Annotated in this window: 9 protein-coding genes; 5 read left to right on the top strand and 4 right to left on the bottom strand. The window is 52.2% G+C overall.

Annotated features, from left to right (window positions below; all coding sequences use genetic code 11):
* Positions 1–244: 244 nt before the first annotated feature.
* Complete coding sequence (locus tag OVA10_RS17210) at positions 245–1,393, top strand: MFS transporter (protein ID WP_123429161.1); 1,149 nt, start codon at positions 245–247, stop codon at positions 1,391–1,393.
* Positions 1,394–1,444: 51 nt separating this feature from the next.
* Here the strand turns inward: OVA10_RS17210 and pflA are convergent, their stop codons facing one another.
* The 4 genes from pflA to ycaO all read right to left on the bottom strand — a co-directional run bounded on the left by pflA (position 1,445) and on the right by ycaO (position 7,746).
* Positions 1,445–2,185 (bottom strand): pyruvate formate lyase 1-activating protein, encoded by a 741-nt coding sequence (gene pflA / locus OVA10_RS17205; protein WP_100777006.1) that lies wholly within the window; start codon positions 2,183–2,185, stop codon positions 1,445–1,447.
* 204 nt (positions 2,186–2,389) lie between these two features.
* Positions 2,390–4,672 (bottom strand): formate C-acetyltransferase, encoded by a 2,283-nt coding sequence (gene pflB, locus OVA10_RS17200; protein WP_100777005.1) that lies wholly within the window; start codon positions 4,670–4,672, stop codon positions 2,390–2,392.
* A gap of 49 nt (positions 4,673–4,721) precedes the next feature.
* Positions 4,722–5,579 (bottom strand): formate transporter FocA, encoded by an 858-nt coding sequence (gene focA, locus OVA10_RS17195; protein WP_123429160.1) that lies wholly within the window; start codon positions 5,577–5,579, stop codon positions 4,722–4,724.
* A gap of 406 nt (positions 5,580–5,985) precedes the next feature.
* Positions 5,986–7,746 carry a 30S ribosomal protein S12 methylthiotransferase accessory factor YcaO gene (gene ycaO, locus OVA10_RS17190; RefSeq protein WP_100777003.1) on the bottom strand — a complete coding sequence of 587 codons (1,761 nt, stop codon included), beginning with the start codon at positions 7,744–7,746 and terminating at the stop codon, positions 5,986–5,988.
* Positions 7,747–7,884: 138 nt separating this feature from the next.
* Between ycaO and OVA10_RS17185 the strand changes: the two genes are divergently transcribed.
* The 4 genes from OVA10_RS17185 to OVA10_RS17170 all read left to right on the top strand — a co-directional run bounded on the left by OVA10_RS17185 (position 7,885) and on the right by OVA10_RS17170 (position 12,104).
* Positions 7,885–8,577: a DUF421 domain-containing protein gene (locus OVA10_RS17185; protein ID WP_100777002.1), complete on the top strand. Its 693-nt coding sequence runs from the start codon at positions 7,885–7,887 to the stop codon at positions 8,575–8,577.
* A gap of 162 nt (positions 8,578–8,739) precedes the next feature.
* A complete protein-coding gene (serC, locus tag OVA10_RS17180) occupies positions 8,740–9,828 on the top strand; it encodes a 3-phosphoserine/phosphohydroxythreonine transaminase (protein ID WP_268196501.1) in 1,089 nt (362 codons plus the stop codon).
* Between the two features lie 70 nt (positions 9,829–9,898).
* Positions 9,899–11,182, top strand: coding sequence for a 3-phosphoshikimate 1-carboxyvinyltransferase (gene aroA, locus OVA10_RS17175; RefSeq protein WP_268196500.1), 1,284 nt, complete (start codon positions 9,899–9,901; stop codon positions 11,180–11,182).
* 154 nt (positions 11,183–11,336) lie between these two features.
* Positions 11,337–12,104 (top strand): M48 family metallopeptidase, encoded by a 768-nt coding sequence (locus OVA10_RS17170; protein ID WP_181827564.1) that lies wholly within the window; start codon positions 11,337–11,339, stop codon positions 12,102–12,104.
* Positions 12,105–12,146: the final 42 nt, after the last annotated feature.

Genomic DNA, 12,146 nt, shown 5'->3' with positions numbered 1-12,146 from the left:
CAATTGCTCCGGCTTTTTTATTTTCTATCATGAAATTTTTCAACTGAGCGCGGCCGTTAATTTGCCTCAGAGATTAATAAAAACAATCAGATAATTATTACGTATTGTATTGGCTGTGCACGGAGGATGAATTTTTTAAATCGACAGCGAACAAATCGTGCGAGGCCGCTAACTGCATGGATTGACTTTGTTTTTGCCGGTGGCATGATGCGCTCGAATCTTTACTTCCTCACGGTTAAAATCCATGACCACCTACACCCGCCCAGTGCTGCTCTTGCTCTGTGGCCTGCTTTTGTTGACCCTGGCGATAGCGGTATTAAATACGCTCGTCCCGCTTTGGCTCGCCCATGAAAACCTTCCGACATGGCAGGTGGGGATGGTCAGCTCATCCTATTTTACCGGTAATCTGCTGGGTACTTTACTGACCGGTAAACTGATCAAACGTTTCGGGTTCAACCGCAGTTATTACCTGGCCTCGCTGATCTTCGCGGCCGGTTGCGTGGGTCTGGGCGTGATGGTCGGATTCTGGAGCTGGATGAGCTTCCGTTTTATTGCTGGCGTCGGCTGCGCGATGATCTGGGTGGTGGTGGAAAGCGCACTGATGTGCAGTGGGACATCCCGCAATCGTGGCCGCTTACTGGCGGCGTACATGATGGTCTATTACGTGGGGACGGTGCTGGGCCAGTTGATGATCAGCAAACTGCCTACCGATTTGATGAGCGTCCTGCCGTGGGTGACCGGTATGGTGCTGGCGGCGATGCTGCCTCTGCTCTTTACCCGAATTGTTAACCAGGGTAGCGAACATCAGGAAGCGACGCAGGTCTGGCCGATGCTCAGATTGCGTCATGCACGCCTGGGTATCAACGGCTGTATTATCTCCGGGATTGTACTCGGCTCGCTGTACGGCCTGATGCCGCTGTACCTGAATCATAAAGGTGTGAGTGATTCCGGTATTGGTTTCTGGATGGCCGTGATGGTCAGCGCGGGCATTGTGGGGCAATGGCCTATCGGTAAACTGGCCGATAAATTTGGTCGTCTGCTAGTGCTGCGCGTGCAGGTTTTCGTGGTGATCATGGGCTGTCTGGCGATGTTGAGCAATGCGGCGATGGCCCCGGCGCTGTTTATCCTGGGGGCTGCGGGCTTTACGCTCTATCCGGTAGCGATGGCCTGGGCCTGTGAAAAAGTCGAGCATCACCAGCTGGTAGCGATGAATCAGGCACTGCTTCTGAGCTATACCATCGGCAGCCTACTGGGTCCGACGTTTACGTCCATGCTGATGCAGAGCTATTCCGATAATCTGCTGTTTATCATGATCGCCAGCGTGTCGTTTATCTATCTCCTGATGCTGCTGCGAAAAGCAGGGGAGCATCCGACGCCAGTGGCGCATGCCTGATACTAAAAAGCCCGGAGCACACTGCCCGGGCTTTTGTCATTCAGACCTCTTTTAGTACATCACTTTGTGACCATACTGTTCGAGAATGCCTTTGACGCGTTCCATCGTCTCTTTCTTAGGTGGTTTAACGCCGTCGAGTTTGTATTCTTCGCCCATCGCCACCCACTTGTGTTTGCCCAGCTCGTGATAGGGCAGCAGCTCGATTTTCTCGACATTGCCCATGTCGCGAGTAAATTCGCCGAGGCGATGCGCGGAGTCATCATCATCTGACCAGCCCGGAACCACCACATAGCGAATCCAGGTTTTGATTCCTTTATCGGCAATGTATTTGGCAAATTCCAGAGTACGGTGGTTCGAGACGCCAACCAGATTCTGGTGGATCTCATCGTTCATCTGTTTCAGATCGAGCATCACCAGATCGGTCACTTCAAGCAGTTCATCAATCACCGGATCGTAGCGACGGACAAAACCGTTAGTGTCCAGGCAAGTGTGAATACCTTCTTTGCGGCAGGCACGGAACCAGTCGCGAACGAATTCCGCCTGCAGGATTGCTTCGCCACCTGAGGCCGTCACGCCACCACCGGATGCATTCATAAAGTGGCGATAGGTGACCACTTCTTTCATCAACTCTTCAACGGTGATCTCTTTGCCGCCGTGGGTGTCCCAGGTGTCGCGGTTGTGGCAGTACAGGCAGCGCATCAGGCAGCCCTGGAAGAAGGTAATAAAGCGGATGCCTGGGCCGTCGACGGTGCCACAGGATTCAAAGGAGTGAATGCGACCAATAGTTGACATTGCGGTGATATCTCCAGATTCGGTCCGTCCGGGACCTGTTTATGTGCATAGCTCATCGGCTATGTCGAGTCTGTTTTGGCTGTTATCCATTAAGTATATAGATAGCGGACAAAAGAGACTGGTGTGGAGAGGGTGTTAAAAAGGCCCCACTGACGTGGAGCCTTTATTGTACGCTTTTTACTGCGTGATTTCAGTCAATTCCAGTTAGATGGATTGAGTGAAAGTACGGGTGATAACGTCCTGCTGCTGTTCTTTAGTCAGGGAGTTAAAACGTACTGCGTAGCCAGATACACGAATGGTCAGCTGCGGATATTTTTCCGGGTTTTCCATCGCGTCGAGCAGCATTTCACGGTTCATCACGTTCACGTTCAAGTGCTGACCACCTTCGATGGAAGATTCGTGATGGAAGTAACCGTCCATCAGACCTGCCAGGTTGGTTTTACGCACTTCGTCGTCTTTACCCAGCGCATTTGGAACGATGGAGAAGGTATAAGAAATACCATCTTTCGCGTAAGCAAACGGCAGTTTAGCAACGGAAGTCAGAGAGGCAACTGCACCTTTCTGGTCACGACCGTGCATTGGGTTAGCACCTGGACCGAATGGAGCGCCAGCGCGACGACCGTCTGGGGTGTTACCGGTTTTCTTACCGTACACAACGTTAGAAGTGATGGTCAGAACAGACTGAGTCGGGATAGCGTTGCGGTAGGTAGTCAGTTTCTGAATTTTCTTCATGAAACGTTCAACCAGGTCAACGGCCATGTCATCGACACGAGAGTCGTTGTTACCAAACTGCGGGTATTCGCCTTCGATTTCGAAGTCAGTCGCCAGACCATCTTCGTCACGAATTGGTTTAACTTTCGCATATTTGATAGCAGACAAGGAGTCAGCAGCAACGGACAGACCTGCGATACCACATGCCATGGTGCGAACCACGTCACGGTCGTGCAGAGCCATCAGAGAAGCTTCGTAGCTGTACTTGTCGTGCATGTAGTGGATGATGTTCAGGGCGGTGACATACTGCTTAGCCAGCCAGTCCATGAAGTGATCCATGCGGTCCATTACTTCGTCGAAGTTCAGAACGTCGCCTTTGATTGGTTCAGATTTAGGACCAACCTGGATTTTCAGTTTTTCATCAACGCCGCCGTTGATTGCATACAGCATGGTTTTCGCGAGGTTAGCACGAGCACCGAAGAACTGCATTTGCTTACCAACAACCATTGGGCTTACGCAGCAAGCGATAGCGTAGTCGTCGTTGTTGAAGTCAGGACGCATCAGATCATCGTTCTCGTATTGCAGAGAAGAGGTATCGATGGAGACTTTAGCAGCGAATTTCTTGAAGTTCAGAGGCAGTTTTTCTGACCACAGAACAGTGATGTTCGGTTCCGGAGACGGACCCATGGTGTACAGGGTGTTCAGGAAACGGAAGCTGTTTTTGGTTACCAGAGTGCGGCCATCAACGCCCATACCACCGATAGATTCAGTTGCCCAGATTGGGTCACCGGAGAACAGCTCATCATATTCTGGGGTACGCAGGAAACGAACCATACGCAGTTTCATGACCAGGTGGTCAATCATTTCCTGTGCGTCTTGCTCGGTGATTTTGCCTGCTTTGATGTCACGTTCGATGTAAGCATCCAGGAAGGTGGATACGCGACCGAAGGACATTGCTGCGCCGTTCTGAGACTTAACAGCAGCCAGGTAGCCGAAGTAAGTCCACTGGATAGCTTCCTGAGCGTTGGTAGCAGGACCAGAGATATCGCAACCATATTTAGCAGCCATTTCTTTGATCTGACCCAGCGCACGGTGCTGTTCAGAGATCTCTTCACGCAGACGGATAGTCGCTTCCAGGTTTACGCCGTTTTCCAGGTCAGATTGCAGTGACAGGAACTGTGCGTATTTGTCTTTCAGCAGGAAGTCGATACCGTACAGTGCAACGCGACGATAGTCACCGATGATACGGCCACGGCCATACGCATCTGGCAGACCAGTCAGAACACCGGATTTACGGCAGTTCAGGATGTCTTTGGTGTAAACATCAAACACGCCCTGGTTGTGAGTTTTGCGGTAGTCGGTGAAGATTTTCTTCAGCATTGGGTCCAGCTCGCGATTATACGCTTTGCAGGAACCTTCAACCATTTTGATGCCACCGAACGGGATAATTGCACGTTTCAGTGGTTTTTCAGTCTGCAGACCAACGATTTTCTCAAGGGCTTTGTTGATGTAGCCAGCGTCGTGAGAAGTGATGGTAGAGGCAACGGAAGTATCGAAATCAACTGGCGCGTGAGTGCGGTTTTCCAGTTTGACGCCTTCCATAACATTGTCCCACAGCTTGGTTGTTGCGTCAGTAGCACCAGCCAGGAAGGATTCGTCACCTTCATACGGGGTATAGTTTTTCTGAATGAAGTCACGTACGTTGACTTCTTTCTGCCAGTCACCTTTCGCAAAACCTTCCCAGGCTGTGGCTAACTTTTCATTAAGCTCGGACATGTGATACCTACCTTCTTAAGTGGATTTTTCTTTACTGCCTGAGAAACCATCAGTGATGATTGTCGCCACGCAGGTAAATGACCCAGTATGTCAACCCAACCAGCAGACCCCCACCGATAATGTTCCCAATAGTGACAGGGATCAGGTTATCTGTGATGAAGTTCATAATAGTCAGGTGAGAGAAACTTTCCGGCGTTGAACCAACTGCAGTCCAGAACTCCGGGCTCGCAAAGTTGCGGATTACGATACCCATCGGGATCATAAACATGTTTGCGATACTGTGCTCAAAGCCGCTGGCAACGAACATCGCAACCGGCAGAACCATAATCATGGCTTTGTCCATCAGGCTGCGGCCAGAGTAGCTCATCCAGACTGCCAGGCAGACCATCAGGTTTGCGAGGATGCCGAGAGCGACGGCTTCGATAAAGGTGTGATGCATTTTGTGGTCAGCGGTTTGCAGGACGTTGAGTCCCCAGCCACCGTTGGCGGTCATATACTCGCCGGATAACCACATAAGCAGTACAAAGAGCAAACAGCCAATCAGGTTGCCAACATAGACATTAATCCAGTTGCGCGCCAGCTGACCCCAGGTGATTCTTCCGCTCGCTTTTGCCACCACGATAAGCACCGTTGAGGTAAAGAGGTCGGCGCCGCAAATGACGCACAGAATCAAGCCCAGTGAGAAACAGATACCGCCAATCAGTTTTGCAATACCGAAAGGCATCGCAGCAGTACCGGTTGTCGCAGTGATGTAGAAGACGAAGGCGATGGAGATGAACACACCAGCGGTAATCGCCAGATAGAACGTCGTCATCGGGTGTTTCGTTGCTTTATAGACACCCGCTTCTTCGGCAACTTTGGCCATCGCAGCTGGGAGTAATAGATCAAAAGGGTTGTCAGCTTTCACACTAACTCTCTCTTTATTAAGTCGGCGACGAGATACTAACAAAGCATTATAGAAGAGAAATTGATATAGATCATATCTCGCCTGGCTTATAGGCCCGCAAAGCGCATGGTTTTGCAACAAATGCGGAGTAAGTTTTTGATTATCCGTATAAAAATAAATTTTAAAAGTTATGAAAAGAGTTGAATTATTTCCTGTAACCTCTCCCGAAGCAGTTAATTAAAATGGAGTAATTACCCTAAAAAGTAACAGTAAAGCCCAGGTAAGCATAATTATATTTACCCGTGATTAACTTTATTATTACAATCAAAATTCATTGCAAAAGAAATAAAAAAACGGGGCAATGAAATTGCCCCGTAATATAGCCCAGACGTTGAAATACGCCTACTGTCTGTAATGCTATGTGCGCTTATTTTGACCAGTAGGCCGCTTTCGCGCGCTGCAGTTTTTCGTAAGCTCTGAGCAGTGACTGATGGGCCGGGAAGGCTTTCAGATCGCTATCGACAGCCTGAAGGCCATAGAATGGCGCTTCACCGCTCAGTGCGGCGCTGGCGGCTTCAACAGCGTCGGCACCGTACATCCGCACGAACGCATTGAGATATTGCAGCGGCTGACGATCCTCTTCCTGAGACAGGAGCAGCAGGGTTTGCAGGCAACGATAATAGTTAGCGCGCTCCGGGCTGAAGACCGACTGGTTGTACTCAATGGTCCATTCCGTCCAGGCCAGAGCCTGATCCAGATCGCCACCGGCCAGGGCCAGCATGGATTTCAGCTCGCCCACACGCAGGGTGTACCAGCCATTGTCTTTTCCGGTTGCCAGGCCCAGCAGTTCGCGTACGCGGGTAAGATCGTCGTGGCCTTCGTCGTCCAGTTGGGCGATCAGGTTCAGATAATCCTCTTTTTCCCACTCGCTACCCGGCAGAGCCAGCAGCGTTTCGCGCAGATGGCTGCCCATGCTGTTGTTGGCCAGCCACAGATCTTCTGCCGGATAAATGTCGGACATGCCCGGCACGATAATACGGCAAGCGTAGACGCTCAGGTGCTCGTAATCGGCGATGTACACTTCTTTATCTTCTGCTTTGAAGATTGCCATCAGCGTGGCGAACTCTTCTTCCGTGGTGCCAGAGAAACTCCAGTCCACGAATTCATAGTCGGCGTCCTGCTTGAACATATCCCAGGAGATCAAACCGCTTGAATCGATGAAGTGCGTTTCGAGGTTGGTGTGTTCGCCCACTTCTTCGTCGTCAAACGTTGGTGGGGTAAAGACATCGAGATCTTTCAGGCTACGGCCCTGAAGCAACTCGGTAACGGTACGTTCCAGCGCCACGCCGAAGTCAGGGTGGGCGCCAAACGACGCGAAGCAAGTGCCGTTCGCCGGGTTGAACAGCACGACGCAGATTACCGGGTATTTACCGCCCAGAGAGCCGTCGTAAGCAAAGATTGGGAAACCTTCTGCTTCCAATTTAGCGATAGATTCCACCACGCCCGGATAGCGCGCCAGCACCTCGCTCGGAATTTCCGGCAGGCTGATGGACTCGGCGATAATACGGTTTTTGATATGACGCTCAAACACCTCGGACAGCCCCTGTACGCGGGCTTCGTTACGGGTGTTACCTGCGGACATGCCATTGGACACGTACAGGTTGCCGACGATGTTCATCGGGATATAAACAGTGTGATCGTCAGACTGACGGGTAAACGGCAGGGCGCAAATACCACGCTCGTCGTTACCGGACTGCAGATCGACCAACATACCGGCGGTCAGTTCGTTATCCGGATCGTAGAACTTGCGCAGACGCGCATCCAGAATGCCTTCTGGCAGCGTGTCATCTTCCGTCAGCGGGAACCACTTTTCGTTCGGGTAGTGTACGAACGGGCCGTTGGCGATGGTTTCGCCCAGCCAGAAATCGGCGAAGAAGTAGTTGGTGGACAGGCGCTCAAAATACTCCCCCAGGGCAGAAGCCAGAGCCGCTTTTTTGGTGGCGCCTTTACCGTTGGTAAAGCACAGCGCACAGTCGGTGTCGCGAATATGGACAGACCAGACGTGAGGTACCGGGTTGAGCCAGGAGGCTTCTTCGATATTAAAACCCAGGTCGGTCAGTTTCTGCTGGAAGCGAGCGATGGAATCTTCCAGAGCGGCGTCTTTGCCGGGGATAAATGTTTGAGTCATGGCGATCACTTTTATCGTACGTAAAGCGCGCAATGATACGGGTTTTGCGTGGCAGGCGCTATCTTCGCGAGGAGAAGAGCGAAAATAAAAGACTCAGCTATGCTTATCAGCAGTAACTTACTGTTAAGGCGAATAAAAATGAAAGCGTTCGATCTTCAGCGGATGGCGTTCGACAAAGTCCCGCTTGAGTTCTTAGGGGAAGTGGCTTTGCGCAGCCTCTACACCTTTATTCTGGTGTTTCTGTTTCTCAAAATCACAGGGCGGCGCGGCGTTCGACAGATGTCGCTTTTTGAAGTCCTGATCATTCTGACACTCGGCTCTGCGGCCGGTGACGTCGCGTTTTATGATGATGTGCCGATGATTCCGGTGCTGATCGTTTTTGTCACGCTGGGCTTGCTCTATCGGCTGGTGATGTGGCTGATGTCGAAAAGCGAAAAAATCGAGGATCTGCTGGAAGGCAAGCCGGTGGTGATTGTCGAAGAGGGGCAACTGGCCTGGGAGAAGGTGCGCAGCGCCAACATGACTGAATTTGAGTTTTTCATGGAGCTGCGCTTAAACAGCGTGGAACAGCTGGGCCAGGTGCGGCTGGCGATCATGGAAACGAACGGGCAGATTAGCGTCTACTACTATGACGACGATGACGTGAAGCCGGGTTTATGCATTTTGCCGGATGAATACGTTGAACGCTTTACCACCGTCCCGGAGGCAGGAGAGTACGCCTGTCGACGCTGTAGCCATGTTCTGACGATGCAGCCGGGCGATCATCAACTTTGCCCTCGCTGTGCGAATCCAGTATGGACGAAGGTGAGCCGGGCTAAACGCGTCACCTGACAGCCAATTTGTCGGTTTTGTGACAACGTGCTGGCAGATTGTTTTGTGTGAGCGGGGACACATTTTCCCGGTCATAAGTTTTAGACATTGCGGCGCGTGTCACTGAATGATAAAACCGATATCCACAGTTATAACTTATGGCTTTTAGCGTGGTGAGGGTAAATGGCTCAGGTCTTTAATTTCAGTTCAGGTCCGGCAATGCTACCGGCGGATGTGCTTAAACAGGCTCAGCAGGAGCTTTGCGACTGGCAGGGTCTCGGTACATCGGTGATGGAAATTAGCCATCGTGGAAAAGAGTTTATCCATGTGGCGGAAGAGGCAGAAACAGATTTTCGCGATCTGCTGAATATTCCCTCGAACTACAAAGTATTGTTCTGCCACGGCGGCGGGCGCGGTCAGTTTGCGGGCATCCCGCTGAATCTGCTCGGCGACAAAACCACCGCAGACTACGTTGATGCCGGCTACTGGGCCGCCAGCGCAGTGAAAGAAGCCAAAAAATACTGCACCCCGAATGTTATCGACGCCAAAATCACTGTTGATGGCCTGCGCGGCGTGAAGCCGATGAGTGAATGGCAGCTGTCCAGCGACGCAGCGTATCTTCACTACTGCCCGAACGAGACTATCGACGGGATCGCCATTCACGAAGAGCCGAACTTTGGCGACAACGTCGTTGTCACGGCTGATTTGTCCTCAACCATTCTCTCTGGCCCGCTGGATGTCAGCCGCTACGGCGTGATTTATGCTGGCGCGCAGAAGAACATTGGCCCGGCTGGTTTAACGTTAGTGATTGTCCGCGAAGATCTGCTGGGCAAAGCGCACCAGGCCTGCCCGTCGATTCTGGACTATACCGTTCTGAATGATAACGACTCCATGTTTAACACCCCGCCGACCTTCGCCTGGTATCTTTCTGGCCTTGTCTTCAAATGGCTGAAGAAAAATGGCGGTGTGGCGCAGATGGACAAGATCAATCAGCAAAAAGCGACCCTTCTGTACAGCGCGATTGATGGCAGCGGCTTCTATCGCAACGACGTGGCCAGCGCGAATCGTTCTCGCATGAACGTGCCGTTCCAGTTGGCTGACAGCAATCTTGATAAGCTGTTCCTCGAAGAGTCCTTCGCGGCGGGTCTGCATGCCCTGAAAGGCCACCGCGTGGTCGGCGGCATGCGTGCTTCCATCTACAATGCGATGCCGCTGGAAGGCGTCAAAGCGCTGACTGATTTTATGGCCGACTTCGAACGTCGCCACGGTTAATTGCGCGAGTTTTTCACCCCCGTAGCTTCGCTGCGGGGTTTTTATTATGTTGATTTGAGAGTTAAGTTTCATGGAATCCCTGACGTTACAACCGATCGCGCGGGTAGATGGCACCATTAATCTGCCTGGTTCAAAAAGTGTCTCGAACCGCGCCCTGCTGCTGGCTGCTCTGGCAAATGGCACCACTGTTCTCACTAACCTGCTGGATAGTGACGACGTTCGCCATATGCTGAATGCGCTGAACGCGTTAGGTGTTCAGTACACGCTTTCAGCCGATCGTACGCGTTGTGAAGTGACGGGCAACGGCGGTGCGCTGCAAACTGTCGACGAGCTGGAGCTGTTTCTCGGCAACGCGGGTACGGCGATGCGCCCTCTGGCGGCGGCGCTGTGCCTGGGCAGCAACAATGTTGTGCTGACCGGCGAGCCACGCATGAAAGAGCGCCCGATCGGCCATCTGGTGGATGCCCTGCGTCAGGGCGGCGCGCAGATTGACTATCTGGAGCAGGAAAATTACCCACCACTGCGCCTTCGCGGTGGATTTACGGGCGGCGACGTAGCGGTAGACGGTAGCGTATCCAGCCAGTTCCTGACGGCGCTGCTGATGACGGCACCGCTGGCGTCTCAGGATACGGTGATCTCCATCAAAGGGGATCTGGTTTCCAAACCCTACATTGATATCACCCTGCATCTGATGAAGACGTTTGGCGTCGAGGTGGAAAACCAGGCGTATCAGCGCTTCGTGGTGCGTGGTGCGCAACAGTATCAGTCGCCGGGCCACTATCTGGTGGAAGGGGATGCGTCATCCGCCTCCTATTTCCTCGCCGCCGGTGCGATTAAAGGCGGTACGGTGAAAGTCACCGGAATCGGGCGTAACAGCGTTCAGGGCGACATTCGCTTTGCCGACGTGCTGGAAAAAATGGGCGCCGTCATCACCTGGGGCGATGATTTTATCGCCTGTACCCGCGGTGAGTTGAACGCGGTCGATATGGACATGAACCATATTCCTGATGCGGCGATGACCATTGCTACAGCAGCACTGTTTGCCAAAGGCACCACAACGCTACGTAATATCTATAACTGGCGCGTAAAAGAGACCGACCGATTATTCGCGATGGCGACGGAGCTACGTAAAGTGGGCGCTGAAGTGGAAGAGGGCGAAGACTACATTCGCGTGACGCCGCCAGCCAAACTGCAGGTTGCAGAGATCGGGACATACAACGATCACCGTATGGCGATGTGTTTCTCGCTGGTGGCCTTGTCCGATACGCCAGTGACCATTCTGGACCCGAAATGCACCGCAAAAACGTTCCCGGACTATTTCGAACAGCTGGCGCGCATTAGCACACTTGCCTGATTCTTCCCTGGATGAGATGAAAAAGCCGACCACGAGTCGGCTTTTTTTATGTCCCGTTTCAAACTTTTTTCATGACATCGTGGAGTGCTATCTTCCCGTGAACGTTGTGGGTTAATCCATAATTTTTCAATATGTTAATCAACGGAAGATAGATATGAAAAATCGTAAACTGCTTTTATCTCTGGCCATTGCCGCTACGCTTCTTGCTGGCTGTAAAAATATGAACGGCGTCGATCCTAACGGGATTGCGAGCGCCGGTATGTCGGCCTATAAAGCCGCGACGCTCTCTGACGCTGATGCGAAAGCCATCGCCAACGGCGGCTGTAAAGAACTGGACAGCCAAAATGAGATTGCGGGCGCCTCAAGCAAATATACTAAGCGCATCAATAAAATAGCGAAGGCGCTAGGGAACACTATTAACGGCACGCCGGTTAACTATAAGGTCTATTTGACCAGCGACATCAACGCCTGGGCAATGGCCAATGGCTGCGTTCGTGTATACAGCAGTCTGATGGATATGATGACGGACAATGAAGTCGAAGGGGTGTTAGGCCATGAGCTGGGGCACGTGGCGCTGGGCCATTCCCGTAAAGCGATGCAGACGGCCTATGCGACTGTTGCCGCTCGCGATGCTGTTTCGGCAACCAGCGGGGTGGCGTCTCAGCTCACGCAGTCTCAGTTAGGTGATATTGCGGAAGGGGCGATAAATTCTGCATTCTCGCGCAGTCAGGAGTCTGAGGCAGATGATTTCTCCTACGATTTACTCAAACAACGTAAAATCAGCACCGCGGGTTTAGCCAGCAGTTTCGATAAACTGGCTGCCCTCGACAGCGCCCACGCTAAATCCCTGTTTGATTCTCATCCGCCATCGACAGAACGTGCGCAGCATATCCGCGACCGTATTGCGGCAGATAAGAAGTAACGCTTTGACTTACGGGCTGGTTTTACGCCAGTCCGTCCTTTG

The organism is Lelliottia sp. SL45, assembly GCF_026672535.1.
Taxonomy (GTDB): domain Bacteria; phylum Pseudomonadota; class Gammaproteobacteria; order Enterobacterales; family Enterobacteriaceae; genus Enterobacter; species Enterobacter nimipressuralis.
The sequence above is the reverse complement of the archived record's forward strand: the minus strand, read 5'-3'. Positions and strand labels throughout refer to the sequence as shown.

Bases quoted from the DNA above. Each gene is read 5' to 3' on its own strand.
- OVA10_RS17210 (WP_123429161.1), top strand. From the start codon at position 245: ATGACCACCTACACCCGCCCAGTGCTGCTCTTGCTCTGTGGCCTGCTT.
- pflA (WP_100777006.1), bottom strand. From the start codon at position 2,185: ATGTCAACTATTGGTCGCATTCACTCCTTTGAATCCTGTGGCACCGTC.
- pflB (WP_100777005.1), bottom strand. From the start codon at position 4,672: ATGTCCGAGCTTAATGAAAAGTTAGCCACAGCCTGGGAAGGTTTTGCG.
- ycaO (WP_100777003.1), bottom strand. From the start codon at position 7,746: ATGACTCAAACATTTATCCCCGGCAAAGACGCCGCTCTGGAAGATTCC.
- OVA10_RS17185 (WP_100777002.1), top strand. From the start codon at position 7,885: ATGAAAGCGTTCGATCTTCAGCGGATGGCGTTCGACAAAGTCCCGCTT.
- serC (WP_268196501.1), top strand. From the start codon at position 8,740: ATGGCTCAGGTCTTTAATTTCAGTTCAGGTCCGGCAATGCTACCGGCG.
- aroA (WP_268196500.1), top strand. From the start codon at position 9,899: ATGGAATCCCTGACGTTACAACCGATCGCGCGGGTAGATGGCACCATT.
- OVA10_RS17170 (WP_181827564.1), top strand. From the start codon at position 11,337: ATGAAAAATCGTAAACTGCTTTTATCTCTGGCCATTGCCGCTACGCTT.